Annotated in this window: 24 protein-coding genes; 1 reads left to right on the top strand and 23 read right to left on the bottom strand. The window is 42.8% G+C overall.

The annotated features are described in order from the left end of the window. Positions 1 to 6: 6 nt before the first annotated feature. The 19 genes from ACZ5NG_RS05235 to ACZ5NG_RS05145 form a co-directional block, all read right to left on the bottom strand. Entirely contained in the window at positions 7 to 183 is a 177-nt protein-coding gene (locus tag ACZ5NG_RS05235) for a YpmA family protein (RefSeq protein WP_464252935.1), read from the bottom strand. Between the two features lie 19 nt (positions 184 to 202). Further along, entirely contained in the window at positions 203 to 769 is a 567-nt protein-coding gene (folE, locus tag ACZ5NG_RS05230; protein ID WP_464252934.1) for a GTP cyclohydrolase I FolE, read from the bottom strand. Between the two features lie 160 nt (positions 770 to 929). Beyond that, positions 930 to 1961 carry a tetratricopeptide repeat protein gene (locus ACZ5NG_RS05225; RefSeq protein WP_464252933.1) on the bottom strand — a complete coding sequence of 344 codons (1032 nt, stop codon included), beginning with the start codon at positions 1959 to 1961 and terminating at the stop codon, positions 930 to 932. Between the two features lie 177 nt (positions 1962 to 2138). Beyond that, positions 2139 to 2732, bottom strand: a complete 594-nt coding sequence (locus tag ACZ5NG_RS05220; RefSeq protein WP_464252932.1) for a DUF2062 domain-containing protein — start codon at positions 2730 to 2732, stop codon at positions 2139 to 2141. A 122-nt stretch (positions 2733 to 2854) separates the two neighbouring features. Further along, the gene (locus ACZ5NG_RS05215) at positions 2855 to 5425 is read right to left on the bottom strand and encodes an AAA family ATPase (protein WP_464252931.1); all 2571 of its coding nucleotides are present in this window, start codon (positions 5423 to 5425) and stop codon (positions 2855 to 2857) included. Further along, positions 5422 to 6648, bottom strand: coding sequence for a metallophosphoesterase family protein (locus tag ACZ5NG_RS05210; protein ID WP_464252930.1), 1227 nt, complete (start codon positions 6646 to 6648; stop codon positions 5422 to 5424). The genes ACZ5NG_RS05215 and ACZ5NG_RS05210 overlap by 4 nt, the downstream gene beginning before the upstream one ends. Positions 6649 to 6662: 14 nt before the next feature. After that, positions 6663 to 8297 (bottom strand): ATP-binding protein, encoded by a 1635-nt coding sequence (locus tag ACZ5NG_RS05205; RefSeq protein ID WP_464252929.1) that lies wholly within the window; start codon positions 8295 to 8297, stop codon positions 6663 to 6665. Next, the gene (locus tag ACZ5NG_RS05200; protein ID WP_464252928.1) at positions 8294 to 8884 is read right to left on the bottom strand and encodes a hypothetical protein; all 591 of its coding nucleotides are present in this window, start codon (positions 8882 to 8884) and stop codon (positions 8294 to 8296) included. Before ACZ5NG_RS05200 ends, ACZ5NG_RS05205 begins: the two co-directional genes overlap by 4 nt. Beyond that, positions 8884 to 10056 carry a DNA double-strand break repair nuclease NurA gene (locus ACZ5NG_RS05195; RefSeq protein ID WP_464252927.1) on the bottom strand — a complete coding sequence of 391 codons (1173 nt, stop codon included), beginning with the start codon at positions 10054 to 10056 and terminating at the stop codon, positions 8884 to 8886. Before ACZ5NG_RS05195 ends, ACZ5NG_RS05200 begins: the two co-directional genes overlap by 1 nt. Positions 10057 to 10132: 76 nt before the next feature. Continuing rightward, the gene (locus tag ACZ5NG_RS05190) at positions 10133 to 10513 is read right to left on the bottom strand and encodes a DUF4363 family protein (protein ID WP_464252926.1); all 381 of its coding nucleotides are present in this window, start codon (positions 10511 to 10513) and stop codon (positions 10133 to 10135) included. A gap of 4 nt (positions 10514 to 10517) precedes the next feature. Beyond that, positions 10518 to 11192, bottom strand: a complete 675-nt coding sequence (locus ACZ5NG_RS05185) for a DUF421 domain-containing protein (protein WP_464252925.1) — start codon at positions 11190 to 11192, stop codon at positions 10518 to 10520. A gap of 12 nt (positions 11193 to 11204) precedes the next feature. After that, positions 11205 to 11642, bottom strand: coding sequence for a YhcN/YlaJ family sporulation lipoprotein (locus tag ACZ5NG_RS05180; protein WP_464252924.1), 438 nt, complete (start codon positions 11640 to 11642; stop codon positions 11205 to 11207). A 28-nt stretch (positions 11643 to 11670) separates the two neighbouring features. Continuing rightward, on the bottom strand, positions 11671 to 12024 hold the full coding sequence (gene spoVAE, locus ACZ5NG_RS05175; RefSeq protein WP_464252923.1) for a stage V sporulation protein AE: 354 nt from the start codon (positions 12022 to 12024) through the stop codon (positions 11671 to 11673). Between the two features lie 13 nt (positions 12025 to 12037). Then, positions 12038 to 13048, bottom strand: coding sequence for a stage V sporulation protein AD (spoVAD, locus tag ACZ5NG_RS05170; RefSeq protein WP_464252922.1), 1011 nt, complete (start codon positions 13046 to 13048; stop codon positions 12038 to 12040). Between the two features lies 1 nt (position 13049). Beyond that, the gene (gene spoVAC / locus ACZ5NG_RS05165) at positions 13050 to 13529 is read right to left on the bottom strand and encodes a stage V sporulation protein AC (RefSeq protein WP_464252921.1); all 480 of its coding nucleotides are present in this window, start codon (positions 13527 to 13529) and stop codon (positions 13050 to 13052) included. 21 nt (positions 13530 to 13550) lie between these two features. Further along, positions 13551 to 14408, bottom strand: coding sequence for a DUF421 domain-containing protein (locus ACZ5NG_RS05160; protein WP_464252920.1), 858 nt, complete (start codon positions 14406 to 14408; stop codon positions 13551 to 13553). Between the two features lie 12 nt (positions 14409 to 14420). Next, positions 14421 to 14627 (bottom strand): DUF1657 domain-containing protein, encoded by a 207-nt coding sequence (locus ACZ5NG_RS05155; protein WP_464252919.1) that lies wholly within the window; start codon positions 14625 to 14627, stop codon positions 14421 to 14423. A 58-nt stretch (positions 14628 to 14685) separates the two neighbouring features. Beyond that, positions 14686 to 16047, bottom strand: coding sequence for a magnesium transporter (gene mgtE, locus ACZ5NG_RS05150; protein ID WP_464252918.1), 1362 nt, complete (start codon positions 16045 to 16047; stop codon positions 14686 to 14688). A gap of 59 nt (positions 16048 to 16106) precedes the next feature. Then, entirely contained in the window at positions 16107 to 16475 is a 369-nt protein-coding gene (locus ACZ5NG_RS05145) for a hypothetical protein (RefSeq protein ID WP_464252917.1), read from the bottom strand. Positions 16476 to 16648: 173 nt separating this feature from the next. On the opposite strand from ACZ5NG_RS05145, the gene ACZ5NG_RS05140 reads away from it, so the two are divergent. Next, positions 16649 to 16816 carry a hypothetical protein gene (locus tag ACZ5NG_RS05140; protein ID WP_464252916.1) on the top strand — a complete coding sequence of 56 codons (168 nt, stop codon included), beginning with the start codon at positions 16649 to 16651 and terminating at the stop codon, positions 16814 to 16816. A gap of 174 nt (positions 16817 to 16990) precedes the next feature. On the opposite strand, the gene ACZ5NG_RS05135 is transcribed toward ACZ5NG_RS05140, so the two are convergent. From ACZ5NG_RS05135 to ACZ5NG_RS05120, 4 genes are all read right to left on the bottom strand, one after another. Further along, positions 16991 to 17362 (bottom strand): hypothetical protein, encoded by a 372-nt coding sequence (locus ACZ5NG_RS05135; protein WP_464252915.1) that lies wholly within the window; start codon positions 17360 to 17362, stop codon positions 16991 to 16993. Between the two features lie 177 nt (positions 17363 to 17539). After that, positions 17540 to 17821 (bottom strand): hypothetical protein, encoded by a 282-nt coding sequence (locus ACZ5NG_RS05130; protein WP_464252914.1) that lies wholly within the window; start codon positions 17819 to 17821, stop codon positions 17540 to 17542. 40 nt (positions 17822 to 17861) lie between these two features. Then, on the bottom strand, positions 17862 to 18296 hold the full coding sequence (locus ACZ5NG_RS05125; RefSeq protein WP_464252913.1) for a hypothetical protein: 435 nt from the start codon (positions 18294 to 18296) through the stop codon (positions 17862 to 17864). Between the two features lie 248 nt (positions 18297 to 18544). Beyond that, positions 18545 to 18757: a copper ion binding protein gene (locus ACZ5NG_RS05120; protein ID WP_464252912.1), complete on the bottom strand. Its 213-nt coding sequence runs from the start codon at positions 18755 to 18757 to the stop codon at positions 18545 to 18547. Positions 18758 to 18764: the final 7 nt, after the last annotated feature.

Genomic DNA, 18764 nt, shown 5'->3' with positions numbered 1-18764 from the left:
TTCCTCCTAAGTCCGGTAAATTGTGATCGTTAATTTTTCATCTTTTTTCGTCAATCCAAAGATGACGTTTTTATCTTTCAGTGTTTTGTTTAGAAAATCAACTACTTTATACATATCCGGATAGTAAGCAAAGGACTTTTGGGCTATTATCTCCAACCTTGGCTCTTGTTTTTCTTCAGGCATTAAAGATTCCCCTTCCAAGCTATTTCATGATGAGTGAAAAGGCTTCCGCCCGCGAGGTGGCGTTTTTCTTAAACAAACCCCGTACCGCGGAAGTCACTGTTTTAGCACCCGGCTTGCGAATACCGCGCATAGACATACACATGTGTTCCGCTTCGATAACCACGACCACACCATAGGGATTAAGCTTTTCCATAATTCCGTCAGCAATTTGGGTGGTCAGCCTTTCCTGCAGCTGCGGGCGCCGGGCATACCCTTCTACCACCCTGGCCAATTTAGATAAGCCGGTAACTTGGCCGTTTTTAGGAATATATGCTACATGTGCCTTTCCAAAAAAAGGGACAAGATGGTGTTCACACATGGAATAAACCGGAATGTCTTTAACCAGCACCATTTCCTCATGCTGCTCGGTAAATAATTTTTCCAAATGATCTAAGGGATCTTCATGTAAACCGCTAAAAACTTCCTCATACATGCGGGCAACCCGTTGTGGTGTCTCTTTTAACCCCTCACGATCCGGATCCTCGCCAATAGCTTCTAATATCATACGCACCGCCTGCTCAATCTTTATGGCGTCGAATTTTGGCATGACCATTCCTCCTTTGGTGCGCCAGTGAATTACAGCTTATCAGTATGCATAAACTGCCTAAAGTATGTGTTATTCTACAAATATTTTAACATTCCTGCTATTGATCCGGAAACAACAAAAGCCTGCTTACCTGCAGGCTGATAAAATATTATTATTCCTATTAGCCGGTTAAACCCAATGCTTTAGAAAATGCTTGTGCCGCTTCTTCTGTTTTGCCCATGTCCATTAATAAATTTCCTTTCACACCCCAGGCTTCATAGTTATGTGGGCATGCAGCCAAAGCCTTCTCACAAAATTCTAAGGCTTCCTGGTGTTTGCCCAGCTGGCCTAAAAATGCCGCATAATTAATTAAAATTACCGCATCCTTGTCTGCCAGCTCTACTGCCCTCTGATAATTTTTTATTGCTTCATCGTTGTCGCCAATCTTTTCATAGCACAGGGCCAGGTTGTTATATATCGTCGCATCCTCAGAGGAAACATGACCGGCAATTTTAAAACAATCAATTGCTTCTTTAAATTTACCCAAGGCTTGATAACACGCAGCGAGATTGGATAATATAGTTGCATCGTCGGGAAACATTTGCCGGGCCAATTGATAACAGGTTAGCGCTTCCTCATACCGCTGTAAATGATATAAACTATATCCTTTGTGAATAATTAATTCGATATTTAAAAATCCGCTGTTTTGCGCTTGTTGAAAATAATCTAAGGCCTGCTGATATAAACCCATTTTAGTATAAGCCAAACCTATGTTTACAAGAATAGCCGGATCTTTTTTGCGCGACTGCTGCAATGCTTGCTCAAAACAAGTGATTGCTTCTTGGTAACGCCTTTGCTGTAATAATAAGATGCCGCTGTTATTTAAAATGGCTGCCTTATCTTGGTAATCTTTATTCATATGATCATCGGTAATTTTGCCGTCCTTAAAATAACAGCCATTACTGATTTTATTCAGCCAATATATAAAACCTCCGGGGCCTACACCAATGGCAGCCTTTTTGCAGTGCAGAGCTGCCCGGTCTACTTGTCCGTCTTTTAAATACAGGCGACTGGCTTGCAGATGTAGATCGTGTTTATTCGGATCAGAGGCAATGGCTTTTTCAATATATCTTTGGGCCAGTCTGTGTGCTCCGCATCTTTCCAATGTGCATGCCAGCACCTGCCAGAATTGAGATTTGCTAAACTTCCACAACTGGCATCTCTCCTTTTAAAGCAGCATGATATAAAACATTCGCAATACAACATTCCTTTTCCTGCTAAAATTTACCTTTTAATTCCAACAAATTAATTGTTATGCTGACAGCATACATGGGCAAATAAAAAAACATCCCAAATAAAACTTGGGATGTAACTAAAAAAGCTAATATTTTTAACTTTTATATATTTTGTTTTGCCTAAACTTGTTGATTACTTGCGGGTTTTTAATCCTGGCGGTATACCCGGTAGGTCTGTATTTCCTAAATTTAATTTTTGTTGATTTCTTTCTTTTGATAAATCCAGCTGTGGATTTGTAAATTAAAAGAAAGGCACAGTATGATATCATCGCCGCCAGCAAAGCATCAATTAAGCTGCCCAGTAAGAAAGCCGGCCCTAAATAGCTAATTAACTCTACTATAACGCCCCAGATATCACTGGGTGAGGTAACGGATTTAAACAAATTAATTATATAGGCTAGGTTATATTCAAAGTTTTGAGGCGGTTGAACGGAAGTAATAAATAACGCCCCTACCTTAAAGTGAACGATATAAAAAAACGGGCCGATGTAAGTGACAATTACTGCCGGTAATGTGGTGGCAATGATGTTTAGTTTAAAAAATTTAGCCAGAATAATCCCTAAAGGGTAATTTAATCCGGGTAAAGGCAAAAATGCCAAAAAGAAACCTAAAGCTACGCTTTTTGCCAATACCTTAGGATCATCTTTTAAACTAATCAGTTTCAGGAATTTTGACTTAAAATCTCGCAAAATTTTTGCTCGCCCCTTAACTTAAACAATAAATAATAACATGTCTAATTATATTAAATTGGCTTAATACTGTACAGCTAATCCTGGAAGTTAAAAGGTAGTAAATTTTAACGGGCTTGTCATTATTGACGAATCTCTACTTTTGAGCCTTGGCTGTCTTTGGTAACCAGCAATTGCACCGGAAAGGCATTTTTTAGTTCCTCAATATGGGTAATGACGATAATTTTTTCAAAGTCGGCTGCGATAGCATTGATCGCCTGCACCAACCGCTCTTTACCTTGACTGTCCTGCGTGCCGAATCCTTCATCAATGACCAATGTTTGCAAGCGCGCGCCGGCACGGCGGGCTAATAATCGCGACAAGGCAATGCGCAGGGCAAAGTTAACTTTAAATGCCTCTCCGCCGCTGTACATTTCATAACGCCTGGTACTGAATTCATCAGAAATCACTATTTCTAAGGTTTCCATTACATTTTTCCGCGTTTTTGCTGCTTTCTGGGTAATTAAAGCCACCGTTAAACGGCCGTCGGAAATTTGCTGCAGGATGCGGTTGGCCTCTTGTTCCAGTTCCGGAATGGCATTTTCAATGATAATCGCTTGAATGCCGTTCTTGCCAAATGCCTTTACTAATTCACTATAGTACTGCTTTTCTTTTTTGGCTGTATTTCTTTGCGCAGTAATTTGCTTTTTTTCTTCTTCCAGGCGTTGACAGCGAGCTAACTTTTCCTGAAATATTCCTAAATTCCTCTCTAGCTGAGAAATGGCACTCTTTAGTTCTGCGGTTTTTGCTTCTAAAGTTTGTTCCTGTTCTTTAACCGCCGGCAGGGAAGTTAATTTTTCCTTATGTTGGGCAATTAGTTCCTCGATATTTTTCAGTGCTTTGTGCAGTGACTGCAAATTGTCGGTAAAGTGCTTGTAGTTTTGCCGATCATTATCCAATGCCAGCTGTACCTGTTGTAAATGACGGTACTGATTTTCATAATCACGGTACTCGCCGATTTGCTGTTGAATTTGATTGTGTTCGGCAGAATTATAATTTAAGGCGTCAATTTCCGATTGCAGCTCGGCAATTTGGCTTTGCTGTTCCAAGGCATATTTCTTGCCGTTAATGAGAGCTAATATTTTTTCGCGGTTTGCTTTAATTTCATCAAGTTTAAGCGAAGCTTGTTTAGCCTCTTCCAGATCGCGATTGCACAATGTATATTCTTGCTCTGCGGCCTTTAAACTATTTATATTAACTTCCAGATTTTTAATTTCCTTTTCCCTTTGCTGCTGCTTATTTTTATACTCAGTTATCTCGCGCTGTAGCCGGTCATATTGCGCTTTTAACTGATTGGCTTCGGCAATCATCTCATTTAATACCCGCTCGCGGTCGCTGCCGCTCAGTTTAGTGCGGCAAACCGGGCAGTGGGCCTGCGGTTTACGCAGCAAAGCATATTTTCCCCGCAGATCATTTACCTGTTTATCAATGGTTTGAGCCAGTATTTCTTTAGCTTTAATCTCCTGCCCTAAAGATTGGCTGATATTTTGCAAATTTAACAGCCGCTCTTCTAATTGTCTTAACTCCTGTATTTTTTGCCGGAGTGTCTCAAGCTTTTCAGAAAGGGATTCAGTTTGCCGGGATTTTTCCAGATAGTGTTTGTACTCTCCCTGCAGTTGAGCATATTTGTTTTCTAAACTAAAGCGTTCCTTGTCAACCAACTGCTCCAGTTTTCTTTTCTTTTCGTTTAGTTCCAGTAATTTGCGGGATTTGGCGTTTAATAAGCGATCTTTTTCCAACAGCTCTTGTAAAGTTTGGTAACCGGATTTTATTTCCTCGGAGCGGGATACCAGTTCCTCACCGTCAGTAATTTTCCGCTTTAATTCTTCCACCTTTGCTTCCATTGATTTTACCTGCCGCTGCTGTTCAACAAATTGCTGCTGCAACTCAATTACCCGCTTCTCTATCTGCTGTAGCTCGAATAATTTGTTCTTCAAATGGTTTAATTCTTCCAGCTTGGCATTTAATTCTTCAGTTAATTGTTTTTGCTGTTTCTGAAGCTTTTGTTCCTCATCTTGATAGAATTGTTTTTCGGATAATTCAGCGTCGATTTCGCGAAGCTTTTCATCCAGTTTGGCTACTAAACCGGTAGCAGAATTGTATTCCTCCCGGGCCATTGACTCTAAATCACGATATATTGATAATCCCAGGATCTCGCCTAAAATTTTCTTGCGTTCTGACGGTTTCATTGCCGTAAAGGCATCCGCTTTGCCCTGCAGGATGAATGAGGCCGTGGTAAAAGTGCGGTAATCCATGCGTAAAATTTGAATAATTTTTTGCTGGGTGGCGGTAATGTTGTCGCCGGAAATGGAGCGAAAGGTCCCGCCGTCATCAATTTGCAATTCCAATGAGGACTTGCCGCGACCTTTGTCCCGGCGGCGACAGATGCGATAAGTATTGCCTTCCAGCATAAAAGTAAATTCCACTTCCATATCATCTGCGCCGGAATTGACTAAGTCGTCTACCCCGGCGCCCCGATCATCTGTTCCTCTCGCCTGCCCCCAAACAGCCCAGGTAATCGCATCCAGCAATGCGGATTTGCCGTTGCCGTTGTCACCGGTAAGGCAGGCAATATGGAATCCGTCAAAGCGCAATGACTGGCTTTCCGCGCCGTAGCTTAAAAAGTTTCTTAACTTTAATTCAACCGGTATCATCCGTAAATATCCCTTTCCTTTAATTTGCTGTATAATTGTTCCGCCCGCATCAGCAGTTGTTCTTGATCGCCTTTGAATTTGGCGGTTTTTAAATACTGTTTTAATGCGGTAATCGGGTTTAGTTGCTCGTTAAGATTGGGATTGCGCAAAGCGGTAGTATCTTCGGTTAACTCTCGACTTATTGAAGCCAGGTAGTAGTAATGTTCTTCAATAAACCGCTGCACTTCCCGGTGATTGATATTGCCGTAATCATGGGCGGTGCACTCAATAATTAGCCTTAATATTGCTTCCGGATTTGCCGACTGCTGCAGTTGGGCAATTATTTCCGCTGTAGGATCATTGCCTTTCACGGCAGCCTTAACGGTAATAAAAGGCCGGGTAGAAAGCTCGCAAAATCGATAACTGCAGTGAGCATTATCTAACTCGACAATGACATAGCCTTTTTTTTCCTTTTCTTCGCCAAAGTCTATCCGGTCCAGGCTGCCGCTGTAAACTACCGGCGGATTCTCAGCCACTACCTGGTGGCGGTGAATATGTCCTAGGGCAACATAACTGAAAGGGTCATGCTGTAATGCGCTGGCCGGTACCGCCAGATCTCTGCCTACCATAATACATTTTTCCGAACCGGCAACAGCCCCGTCCACAGTGATATGCGCACAAAGTACGGCAGGTATATCCGGGTTTATTTGGGCAGCCAATTGCCGGGCTACAGCGGCTAAGTTGGCGGCCATTTCTTCCTCCAGCTCACTGATGGATTTACCGCTCTTATCACTGCGGGACAGCCACGAACTGCGGGAAGGATAGGGTATCGCCGCAATTTGCACCCGGCCCTTTTTGGTATCAATAGGATAAATTTGCGGCACACGCCCGACGGTAATGCCCGGCACCTGTAGCGTGCGGTAAATATCTAATGCGTTAGACTTGCCAATGGCATTAGGCAAATCGTGATTGCCTACCAGTAAAAATACCTTTATCCCGGCATCTGACAGTTTTTTCAACCGGCGGGCCAAGGCATTTTGATGGGTTTCGGAAGGCTCGCGATTTTTAAAGGCATCACCGCAAAACAGCACCAAGTCTACTTGCTGGTCAATTGCCTCATCCACCAAACGGTCTAAAGAGGCTAAGAAATCGCGCAGCCTGCTGTGCACCCCGGTGGTGCGGTCAATGCGCCCGTAATTTTCTACCCCTATATGCCAGTCTGCGGTATGCAAAATGCGTATCATTTGCTATTCTCCTTTTATATTTCAATATCGTCATTAAACATGCCGTCAACCATCTCGCGAAAAGCCTGATCGTTTTCGCTATAGTCCGGCTGTTCACTGATTTCGTTGTAAAAATGAGCGTCGTAATTCCTGGTTTTGATTACTACCGGCATTGGCACGGCATGCCCCATTATTAACGCCTGCTGTTTAGAATCCAAAGTATACAGTACATTGCGCAGGTTTTTGGCGTTATGTACGCCGGTCAACAGGGCGCTGACATCATTTTCATCGTCTAACTTACAAGCTATTTTCGTGCCAATTTGCGACATCACTTCACTGTCAATACCGGAGGTGCGCTGATCTACCAACAGCAAAGTAACATTGTACTTGCGCATTTCCCGGGCAATAGTGGCAAAAATGGTGTCCCGGGAAAGCTCCGGGCTTAAAAACCGGTGGGCCTCTTCAATGGTAATCACCAGTTGCGGCGGTTTGTTCTGTCTGGTGGCCAAATACTTTTCCATTCTTTTCACATATTCGGCATGGATGCGTTTAGTCAGTAAATTAGTAACTAACATGTAGCCCAAAAGCTTGGTACTGCCGAATTCAATGACCACGTGCTTGCCGTTAGTGAGATACTGCATTATTTTATCCACGGCGTCAAAGGGAATTTCATCAGCCATAAAAGGCAGGTCATAAATGCGCCTTAGTTTGCGCTGTAATGCCTGTAAAGCTCCTAAGTGCAGGCCGTGTTCTTCGGCATATTCTTTTAGTTCTTCCGCTTGCATTTCTATTAAAATTTTAAACCAGTGTTCCTGTCCCATTTTGGCGGCCAGCAAATGCATCGTTTCCGTGGCCGTGCTGTTTAAATTAAGCAGCGATTGCAGCAGCAGCACGTCATCAGGTGTGATTTGCTTATAAGCGACGTGAATTTCGTGATCGTACTTAGCACCCCGGCGGCGGCTGGATTCCGGATCAAGGGTAAAGATGACAACTTTAGAAGGAAAGAGCTGTTTTAAGCCTTTGACGTTGGATTCTCTTTTGATGCCGTCACCCCGATCCTCTTCTTTAGTAGCCTCCCACCCATATTCATTGTGGGCGTCAAAAATAAGGTTGACCGCCACTTGGCTTTTAGTGATTCCGGCCAGGGCTAACCTGGTAAGAAAAGTTTTTCCGGTACCGGCTTTGCCAAATATCCCGGTGCAGCGTTCCACTAAGCGCGGCAAGTTAACACACACCGGAGTATCCATTTCCAGCGGTGTACCCAAAGCAAAATAAACTTTATTGTCCGGCTGGCCAAAAACATGGGCCACGTCTTCGGCGGTAGCGGTGCGTACCGGCGAGCCGTGCGGGGGAATGGTGCGTACCGCCCGCACCTCGCCCTCGAGCTTAATGTCTGACATTAACATGGGGTTTAAAGAAACATTGCCGAAGATGCTGTCGCCAATGATAATTTCTCGGGCCAGCGCATCTTCCTCGTCATCAAAAGAGTCTACCAGCATCGCCGGATTGGTGGATTCTATTTTGACATCAGATACCAGTGAAAAGTAGCGGTATTTTTGACCGTCAATGACGGCAAAGTTTCCCACTTTAACATCTTCCACGGTATATTCGAGATCCAGTTTTACTTCCACACCGGTACTTAACGAACCTCTTACTACTTTGCCTCTCACCGGCGAATCCTCCTTATAATTGATTTAAAGCGTTCATAATCGGCCACTAACAGCCTTCTAAGCTCCTTCCCCGCCCTACGTTGATAGGCAATACTGTCATCACAGTAGGCGCTGGCATTGCGCACTACCGCCGCTGCCAGTTCATCCTTGGCCTCACAATTGGAAGCGAGAATGGTACTGAGATAACTTACATCCTGAATGATGTCATGGTAATGTTCCGCGGTACAGGGACGAACAAAAGAATGGATGCGGGGAGGATTGGGCGGCAAATAACCCAAATACCGACCGTCTCGGTAATGACCCACCACCAGCACGGAAAAATAGGTGCGCAGCAAGTAAAAGATTTGCGGCTGCTGGTGCCGGAGCTCCTCTTCCCTTTGACCGTAAGCCACCGGCTTGCGGGAAGGATCGGTACTTACAGTGGTGCTATTAAAAACAACGCCGATAATAGGGCCGTAGGCGTCGTCTACCTGCACAAAACTACCAAAGGCCGGTGCTTGATGTAACTCGGTAGCCTCGCAGGTAAATTGGGTGGTATGACTTTCAATAACTTCACCAATGCGGTTGGCAGTATTAATATCACTCATTAAACCGGAGCGCTCCTTTTCCTTAAACTTTTGTAAGAGGTTTCGGAAGTCAAGCCGTTTTCGATCATTTTTCTTTCAACTAATTGATAAAAAAGCTGGCGATCGGCACCGGTGATTACCGCCTGCAAGTGGGCTTCCGCCAGGCAAACCGGGTAGCCTTGGCCTTTTGCCGCCTGGCTGACAACCACACTGTGTACTGTGTTTAATAAGGCAGGATTTTCCGCTACCCACAGGGGCACTTCGATGCGAACGATTTCCGTTCCCACATTGACGTAAAAAAAACAAATCCAATGATCACCGTATTTTTCCAGCACACTGGAATGGGACTTAAAAATTGCCGATCGTTGTCCATACTGCAACTTGCCTTGAAATAGGGCGGCATCGCGAATGCCGGAAACGGCATCACAGGGAAGCCGGTCATCAGCCAAATAAGGGCAATGATCGCAGTCCACCAGCATTTGCGGACACAACATCACCCGCAGCATGTTAATCACATCGGTACTGCGCGTACCGGAGATATAACCGGCAATGGGAATATTGCGCCGGCGCAGGTATTCATAACAGGTAAATATTTTAGCGAAAAAGTCGTCTGCGTACTTACCCTGGTGTTCGACAAACCAATGAATCAATGTCCCGTCAGTCAGCGCCACTGTGGGGCTACCATCGTCGGCAAATTTTTCAGCCAGGCCGGCCAGTGCCTCCACTTCTTTTTGGGTGCGCAAACAGGAAATGCGCCTGCTGTCTACTAAACACTTAACACCGTTTTCTTCTACATATAAATCTTCTTCCCGGTAATATAATTCCGGCTTGCTGGTTAACTGGGCAATGCTGTTTAAACCGTATCTTAAGGCAGCCGTGCCGATGTTGATCATATAACATAACGTGACTTCATGGTGATCGGGAAACAGCTGTGAACCGTCGCTGGCCAGCACGGTATAGTTATTGATTTCTAAAGGAAGGCCAACGGCGCTATTTACTTCTTCCAGCGGCTCAGCCACCAGCCAAGATGTTTTACTTTCTTTTACCCGCTTTACAATTGGGGCTAGATTGCCTTGCTGTTTTAAAAGAATTTCCAAAGCATTTTTTAACTTTTGTTCGCTATCCTTAACCTTGGTTAAGTTTGATCTAATCATATTATCTATTTGCGAAATTACACTGGAAAAATCAAGCAATTTGCGGCCCACCACCACTTCCGAACTATTGTTTGGCTATTTTATTTGTTCTACATTGCACCCTCTATTCCTTTTTTTAGAGGATATTTTCCAGATTAACCGCTTCCTTTTCCGGAATGTGTTTCACCATTACTTTTAGTTCCGACAACAAACTTTGAGTTAAAGTGCTGTCTTTATTGGCCACGTATTGTTTTAATCTGGCCAGGGCAAAGTCAATATTGTCTATTTCCTGGTGTTCTAAAACTACCGGCCACCAGCCGGCTTTTTTCTGCCACAGTTTATCTAAAACGGCAACTTCTGTTTCCGCCTGTTGCCAATCCTCATTTTCCACTAAAGTAATAATCTGATCAATATTTTTTGTCAGTTCATTACAGGTTACCACCAAAGAATGATTTATCCATAAGCCTAAGGCAATAATCAGTGCTAAAACTAAAGTTAATGAGGCTATTAAACGCATTACACTATGACTCCTTTTTTTGGTAGAACAACCTTCCTTGAGTATCTAAGCTGGCGAAAAATACCTCTTTTGTGCCATTAATGCCAAATTTCTTTAATTCATTCTTAAGCCACTCTTCGCTCAAATTACATTTTCGTAGGTTATCGTGCATCACACTGCCATCAACAATTAAAGTAATGGGAAGTCCTTCATATTTTGTAGGCAGTTCAAGATCATCCGGGGTTACCGGCCTTTTTTGCGATTTAGGTATCACGCTTAACTTACCGCTGGTTTCTAAGATGGCAAATTCCACGTCGGCAATATTGTAAATGTTTTTATCCCGCAGCTGCTCTAAGAGATCATTTATATTGTAGCGTAATTTTCTCATTTCCTTTTCTACCAATTTGCCGTTTTCTACCAGCACGACCGGTGTGCCGCAAATAAATTTACGCGCTCGATTACTTTTCATTGTCAGGTACGATAATATTACCTGGGCCATGACCAATATCAACACCGGCACAATGCCCCAAAGCAGCGGTATGCCGGTATTGGCCATCGGGGTTACCGTCATGTCGGCCAGTAGTATGATGATTACCAATTCATAAGGCTGCAGTTGACCGACCTGATGCTTGCCCATTATTTTAAGGCTAATGCCAACAACAATAAACAATATTAATGTGCGGATGATAATTAAAAGCACAATATCTTACTCCTAACCTTTCATATCCTCATTTACCTTGTTAAATTTCTTCATCAAATCGGTGTTTAATTTGCCTTTCCCGATATCTTGCTTTATTTTGAGCAGTTGTGCAAAGAGCTTTTTATCTGTGGTCACATGAATCTGATACTTTTCCCCCACCCGCTCCCGCACCTTGTGGTGCACATCATTGCGTATCTGCTTTAAGCGCAGGCGGTGGAATCCGCTCACTTTTAAACCCAACGATATATCCCTCTTCAGCACCACTGCAACGCTGTCATCTACACCCTCAACCTGCTTGGCCAGTCTTTCAAGTTCAGCAGCCAATGCAGTATCGGTAGAAATTTCCTCTGCCGGTATTTGTTCCGTTGGCGGCATTGGTTTTTGAGCCGCTTGACAGCCAACCAATGCGAAAATTAACATGCCGACCAGTAACTTATGTAATTTTTTCAATGAAATCACCTTCTGTACTGTACTGGGTTTAGCCCTTAGGTTTGGCCAGTAATGAGGCCAGAAAACCAAAAATAATCGCCGATGAGATACCGGCACTGGTTACTTCAAATATGCCGGTTAAAATACCGATAATTCCTGTCCTTTCCGCCTCAGATAAAGCACCGTTAACCAGTGAGTTGCCAAAACTGGTTATCGGTACGGTTGCTCCCGCTCCTGCAAAATCTATTAAAGGTTGATACAGATCCAATCCTCCCAAAATTGCGCCGATAACTACCAAAGTACTCATCGTATGTGCCGGCGTGAGTTTCCCCACATCCATCATTAATTGACCGGCAACACAAATTAACCCGCCGACGATAAAGGCCCAAAAGTATACTTCCAACGGCGCTCCCCCCTTAGTTGTCAGATTCAATGGACACAGCATGGGCAATACAGGGAATGCTTTCTTTCTGCTGGTATGATAACGGAGACATTAGCGCTCCGGTTGCTACGATCAATACTTTGTTCAGTTCCTTATTTTGCATGCGCTTTAAAATATGTCCATAGGTAACGGTGGCCGAACAGGCACAGCCGCTGCCTCCGGAAAATACCTGCTGCTTTTCCCGGTCATAAATGAGCAGACCGCAGTCTACATATTTCTCCGCCGGCAAAGGCATGCGGTGTTTTGCCATCAGTTCCAGCAATATGTCATGCCCTACTTGGCCAAGGTCACCGGTAGCGATTAGGTCGTAATCATCGGCGGAAACCTGTAAATCTCTAAAATGGGCAATAATTGTATCCATTGCGGCCGGCGCCATCGCCGCCCCCATATTAAAGGGATCTTTTATTCCCATATCTACTACCCGACCGATTGTGGCCGCTGTAACTTTGGGCCCTACACCGCTATCGGCCACAATTGCTGCCCCGGCACCGGTGACCGTCCACTGCGCGCTGGGAGGTTTTTGTGAGCCATATTCGGTGGGGTAGCGGTACTGTTTTTCTGCACTGGCATTGTGGCTGGAAGTTGCGCAAAGAACCCGTTGGGCGGCCTTGGCATCTACCAGTAATGAAGCTAAGGCCAATCCTTCCATCGAACTGGAACAGGCGCCAAATAAACCTATGTAAGGAAGGGACAGCGTGCGGGCAGTAAAACTGCTGGAGATAATCTGATTCATTAAATCACCGCTGAGAAAAAAATGAATATCTTGCTTTTTTAAACCCGCTTTCTCAATGGCCAGCTCACAGGCCTCTTCCATCATTTTTCTTTCCGCTTTTTCAAAACTGTCCTGCCCCAGCCACAAATCACCGTGCAGTATGTCAAAATCTTCCGCTAGCGGACCTTGGGCCTCAAGAGGGCCGCCTACCGTAGCAGTAGAAACAATTACCGGTTTGTTGTTAAATATCCAACTTTGGTGTCCTTGCTGCATTTTAAAAGCCTCCCAGCATGGTAATGGTTGTTCTCAGTAAGGCGATCACAAAAGCGGCAAAAACACCGTAGACAATCACCGAACCGGCCAGTTTAAACATATTGCTGCCCACACCCAATACAAAGCCTTCGCTGCGATGTTCAATTGCCGCAGAAGCTACGGAATTGGCAAAACCCGTTACCGGGACGGCAGTACCGGCACCGGCCCACTGAGCGATATGATCATAAATGCCCAGAGAAGTTAAGATTACCGAAATAATAATCAGCGTGGCCGCTGTTGGGTTGCCCACTGTTTTCTCTGTAAAATCAAAATTCCAAAGATAAATTTCCGAAATGCCTTGACCTAGAATTGAAATCAGTCCGCCAACTAGAAAGGCCTTTAATACATTAGCTAAAATAGGACGGGGCGGCTCTATTCGATTGGAAAGGGTTTTGTATTCTTGCTGGGTAGGAGTTAATTTTTTGTTTTGTTTATCGGACATCTACACTCACCTCAGGGTTTTTTACCTCATTAATAAGGGTTCTAAATTATTGATTACTTCTTTTAAATCATCGGCTGATTGGGCGTAAATTTTTTTTGCTTCGGGTGACTGGGTACTTAAGGCATATAATTGACAGTCAGCATAGCACTTTTGCAAAGTAGCATAGGCCAATTGCCTTGCTTTCGGTTTAGGCACCTGTATGGCATCGTCAAATAAATCTATGTATAACTGCCCTGTGGCATCTACCTGAGCAATAAAAACATTTTCCGCTGCCACACCCAGCTTTTCAAGCTCTGTGTGCAACCACCGCCGGTTTAATCCCATTGCCGTAAGGGCCTCGTCAATAATCTCTCCGTCCAGCATTACCGTTTGCGGAACCCTCTCATTGCTTACTTTTAGCCCCATCGTTTTGGCAGTAAGGGGCTGTTTATCCTTTCTCGGATAAACACTTAACTCACCGTTGGGTTCTAAAATCGCAAATTCCACATCTGCCACTTGAAAAATATTTTTCCGGCGCAGTTGGCTCAACAAATCTTCCGGTGTAAAGCGCACCTCCTGCAGCTTGTCTTCCAATACCTTGCCATGATTAATCAGGATCGTTTCCTTCCCCTGATACACATCCCGTACCGCCTTAAATTTGAGCGACAAATAATGAAGGGCAATGGGCACGATTGCCCACACTAAAAGGGCAATTATGCCGTAAACAACCTTAATCATGTTCAGGGAAGTTACCGCGGCAATGACACCGATGGCAATGCCGAGGATCAACTCAAAATAGGTGAACTGTGATATTTGGCGTTTTCCTAACAGTCGAGCCAAGATAAAGGTTAAAATAAAAAAACTAAAAGATAAAATCAATATTATAAGCCACTTCGCCATAGTAAAAACCCCTTAAAAACCCCGATACTGCGGTTCACTGAGTTCTAATTCACCGACTCTTTTTTCCAACCGCTCTATCACTTGCTGAATACGCTCCGCACTGTCGGTTAACAATTGCTTATTTTCCCCATTGTTTTCAATGACGGTAAAGGAATGCAGTGTAGATTGAACGCCTTTTAGGCCGGCTAAGGTTTGCTTTACTTGAGCTGCTACCGTCATAATTCCACCTCCTTAGATATTTTGAGATAATGAACAGATAAATATGCATTAAAGTTATTTACAGCAGTTTGGTAATAAACAATGAAGCCAGTCCAAAATACACCGTTAAAGAAAAAATATCGTTCAGTGTAGTGATTAACGGCCCGGAAGCAACGGCGGGATCTATCTTCAGGCGGTAAAGAATGAGCGGGATAACGGTACCGGCCATAGTACCGATAATCAGGGTAATAAATAATGAACTGCCGACAACTAAGCCTAAGACAATACTGCCCTGCCAAATGTAAGCTATTAAGGATATTAGCAGCCCACAAATTAAGCCAATGATCAGGCTCACTGCCAACTCTCTTAAAATTAACCGATACAATGTTTTTAAATCGGCATCATGTGAAGCCAAGCCGCGAATAACCACAGCCAATGATTGCGTCCCGGTGTTACCGGTCATGCCGGCAATCATGGGCATAAAAAAAGCCAGCGAGACTACTTTTTGCAGGGTAGTTTCAAAACGACTGATAATACTCCCTGATAAAACGCCGATAAATAGCAACAACACTAACCAAGGCAACCGGCGCATCGCTGCCGTAAGCGGAGCGGTATTAAAATCTATCGACTTGCCGCTCGCCGACAACTTTTCAATATCCTCATTGGCTTCTTCAATTAAAACGTCAAGCACATCGTCAACGGTAATAATGCCCAAAATATGCTGATTTTTATTAACTACCGGTACAGCGATAAAATCATATCGCTCAAAAATGCGGGCCACCTCTTCCTGATCCATATCTACCGGCACGGAAATTACCCGGTCATACATAATGTTGCCAATTTTTTCCTCAGTGTCAGCCAATAATAAATCTCGATATGATACCACACCGACCAGCTTTTTGTCTTCATCTAAAACATAAAGATAGTAGAGGTTCTCGGCATACTCGGCAAAAGATTTAAGCTTATCTATCGCCTCTCTTACGGTATAATAATTGCGAATCCAAACGAATCGGTTGGTCATTATCCTGCCGGCGGTATGCGGAGGATAACTTAACAGCTTTTGCACCGTTTGAGATTCTTCCGTTTTCATTAGCCGCAATAATTTATTAATTTCTTCACGGGACAAACCGCTCAATAACTCCGCTAAATCGTCATTCTCCATAATATCCAGTACTTTGGCTGATTTTGTCACGCCAATTTGCTGCAGAGTATTGATTTGCAACTCCTTATCTAACTCTTGGAGCAAATTGGCAATTTCCTTTGGCGTTAAAAGCAAAAGCAGCTTTAAGCGGTGCTTCTCTGAAAGGCCTTGGTAAATTTTGCCCAAGTCATAGGGCTGCAGCTCATCAATTAATTTTCGCAGCTCCACATTTTTTTGTTCGCTGAGAAATTTAATTACTAATAATAACAGAAATTTATTTTCATCAGCCTGTTTAAGCATTTACTGTCACATCCTTAGTAAAACTGAACCCTATCCTGCCGGATAGGGTTCTTATTTGGTTATTTTTTGCCTTTATCTGATTTTTTATTGTCTTCTTTGCTAAAATGTTTTTTGTACTCTTCCTTGCACTTTTCATATCTTTGCTTATACTGCTTATACTTTTCCAGATAGTATTTCTTGCATTTTTTATCATTGCCGCATTTGTCAAACTGTTCTTTGCAGTGCTTCATTCTCTCTATGCAATGTTTTCTTTCTTTCTTCAATTTTTCTTTAAGTATTTTATCCTTCTTCTTTTTGTCATGGTGTTCCTTACCTTTGTCAAAATGCTTTTTGGATTTGTCTAAGTGTTTATACCATTTTTCACAAAAGCACAAATATTCATACAAGAATTTCATCATGCTGTAGTAGCTGTGTTTCGACCACACCATTCAACCCTCCTCTCTGGCATTTTTTACATAATATGTTTTGTTTTTACATTTAGTTACAGTTATTAAAAATATTTCTCATTGCCAGTAGGTGGTTTAATTGTCAATTTATGTAACAATGGCTAATCTTTTTGCATAAACTAACAAAAATAAATAAAGGAAAGGAGATAGCTGGAATGGCGAAATACGCTTCAAAATTTACCCCCTGTATAAAAGACTTTAACGCTAAAATCCGGGAAGCAATTAAAAGTGAGGACAAAGATAAGAAAATCAAAAAAGCGGTGGATGATTTTTTAACCGATTTGGAGTTAACCATTCCGGAATTTAAAATGATGCGCAAATAACACAGGTACTGAAGTACTGCAGGCTGAGGTTCGCAGTGCTTCAGCTTTTTGTCTGTCAGCCAATCACTAACCAAACCATAACTGAGCGGTAAATTGGATGGGCGTGTCGTCTACTAACCGTAATTTGACGACACGCCCTTAACTTTTCATCATTTCATTAGTTTGTCGGTTAAATTATTGATTTTGTTCATTTGATGATATCTTATTTACATCTTTTTTGCTGAGAATGATTGTTTTAACCCCTTGATTAGGCTCACCGGTATCTACCTCTTCACCGTTGATTACTAAATTGCCGTCTTTTTTAACGGTAATGTTAAGAAGTTTAGCCAGTTCCGTTAATTCTACCTTGGCATTGCTACCTACGGTATCGTTGAGATAAAAAATATTAACCACAAAAGTTTGATAAACATTTTGTTCAACTGTTGCCGCCGCTCCTTCACCGTAAGCCAGTGCAGTACCTTCTCCCAGACTGGCGCTATTAACGGCCTGCCTTTCCTCTTCTTTATTTTGATTGCTCAGTCTTAAGTGATAATCGGATCTTTTCATTACTTAATCATCCTCCCAATTTGTATCTGTTAGATACCAATATTGTATGAAAGCATTAATTTTATGGTGATTATTGCTAAAAATTAATTATTTTTCCAGTTAAAAATAAAACCCGTGGCAGGCCACGAGTTTACATAATCGAGTTTTACGTTAATTATTTCTTTATATCTTAATATCTTATTGTATACCTACCGTCTCTGCACCGGCATTTGCATTGATACCTAATTGGTCTTGATCGATATTTTGTGTCAAAGTATTAACCTGATTAGTATTGCTGGTAACGGATGCTACACTGCCTTCCAGGCCAACGGCAATGGCATCGCCCGTTTCACTGACGTTGATCTGTTCCGCTCTGTTTTCCGCTTCTTGCTCTATTTCTTGTTCTACTATTTGAATGAACTTATCTTCTTCGCCAAAGGCAGCATTGTCGGGTATACTTTGTCTAACTTTACTTCTCATATCAAAGTTGCCTCCTTCTCATAAAGTCAAGGGTGTTTAGCTATTTAGTTTCCTCAGTGGTATTGTTTTCACTGTGCTGTTTTTGACCGATAACAATCATGTTTACATCTTTAGCGTCGTATTTTTTCCCGTTTACAAATAAATTGCCCTCTTCATCATATTTGACTTTTGCGCTGACCGAAGGTACAGACATCAGTAAATTCTGTAAATCTAAAGCTTCTAAGGCAGCATTAACATTTAGCGCAAAGGGTTGATCTTGAATGATTTCTTGACTGGCAGAGTTTAATTGATCCACTTCTTGTGTTACCACTGCGGCACTCCCTTCCAGGCCAACGGCAATGGCACAACCTTTTTTGCTGACATTTACCTGAGATGCATTGTTTTGCGCATCTTGCTTAATTTCATGTTCTACTCCTTGCTTTAATAAATCATTATCATCGATTTGATTCTGGCGAGTTTTGACAATTTCAGCCATTGATGAATTCACTCCTTATTGTTTTTTTTGGTGTAAGCTAATTGTTTTTACATCTAAACTGCGTTGCTTATCCCTCCTCAAATTAGGCAAAACTTAAATTGTTATCCTATCTTATGTTCTCAGTCAATAATTGGTGAATATTGACAATAATATTTTTATTTTCCTCTTGTGCCAATGAATGGATGGCATTATAGAGAATAAAAAATCCGTGGCACATTCCGTACCACGGATGAAAAGAGATTCTACCACTAACCTACTTCATAGCCTTCTTCTTCGATTGCTTTTTTTAAGTCTTCAAAAGACACTCTGCCCGGGTCATAGCTTACGGTCACGTTCTTTTCTTCTAAGCTGGCTTCCGCCTTCTCCACGCCGGGAATAGCCATCAATGCTTTTTCTACCGCAGCTGTGCAGTGACCGCAGGACATCCCCTTTACAGTAATTTTTTCTTGAGTTACCGCCATTTTTACA

It is taken from the genome of Desulfovectis peckii, from assembly GCF_055391705.1.
Note: the sequence above shows the minus strand (reverse complement) of the source record. Positions and strands in the feature narration are given on the sequence as shown.

Bases quoted from the DNA above. Each gene is read 5' to 3' on its own strand.
- ACZ5NG_RS05235 (WP_464252935.1), bottom strand. From the start codon at position 183: ATGCCTGAAGAAAAACAAGAGCCAAGGTTGGAGATAATAGCCCAAAAG.
- folE (WP_464252934.1), bottom strand. From the start codon at position 769: ATGCCAAAATTCGACGCCATAAAGATTGAGCAGGCGGTGCGTATGATA.
- ACZ5NG_RS05215 (WP_464252931.1), bottom strand. From the start codon at position 5,425: ATGATACCGGTTGAATTAAAGTTAAGAAACTTTTTAAGCTACGGCGCG.
- ACZ5NG_RS05210 (WP_464252930.1), bottom strand. From the start codon at position 6,648: ATGATACGCATTTTGCATACCGCAGACTGGCATATAGGGGTAGAAAAT.
- ACZ5NG_RS05200 (WP_464252928.1), bottom strand. From the start codon at position 8,884: ATGAGTGATATTAATACTGCCAACCGCATTGGTGAAGTTATTGAAAGT.
- ACZ5NG_RS05190 (WP_464252926.1), bottom strand. From the start codon at position 10,513: ATGCGTTTAATAGCCTCATTAACTTTAGTTTTAGCACTGATTATTGCC.
- spoVAD (WP_464252922.1), bottom strand. From the start codon at position 13,048: ATGCAGCAAGGACACCAAAGTTGGATATTTAACAACAAACCGGTAATT.
- spoVAC (WP_464252921.1), bottom strand. From the start codon at position 13,529: ATGTCCGATAAACAAAACAAAAAATTAACTCCTACCCAGCAAGAATAC.
- ACZ5NG_RS05160 (WP_464252920.1), bottom strand. From the start codon at position 14,408: ATGGCGAAGTGGCTTATAATATTGATTTTATCTTTTAGTTTTTTTATT.
- ACZ5NG_RS05155 (WP_464252919.1), bottom strand. From the start codon at position 14,627: ATGACGGTAGCAGCTCAAGTAAAGCAAACCTTAGCCGGCCTAAAAGGC.
- mgtE (WP_464252918.1), bottom strand. From the start codon at position 16,047: ATGCTTAAACAGGCTGATGAAAATAAATTTCTGTTATTATTAGTAATT.
- ACZ5NG_RS05145 (WP_464252917.1), bottom strand. From the start codon at position 16,475: ATGGTGTGGTCGAAACACAGCTACTACAGCATGATGAAATTCTTGTAT.
- ACZ5NG_RS05140 (WP_464252916.1), top strand. From the start codon at position 16,649: ATGGCGAAATACGCTTCAAAATTTACCCCCTGTATAAAAGACTTTAAC.
- ACZ5NG_RS05135 (WP_464252915.1), bottom strand. From the start codon at position 17,362: ATGAAAAGATCCGATTATCACTTAAGACTGAGCAATCAAAATAAAGAA.
- ACZ5NG_RS05130 (WP_464252914.1), bottom strand. From the start codon at position 17,821: ATGAGAAGTAAAGTTAGACAAAGTATACCCGACAATGCTGCCTTTGGC.
- ACZ5NG_RS05125 (WP_464252913.1), bottom strand. From the start codon at position 18,296: ATGGCTGAAATTGTCAAAACTCGCCAGAATCAAATCGATGATAATGAT.
- ACZ5NG_RS05120 (WP_464252912.1), bottom strand. From the start codon at position 18,757: ATGGCGGTAACTCAAGAAAAAATTACTGTAAAGGGGATGTCCTGCGGT.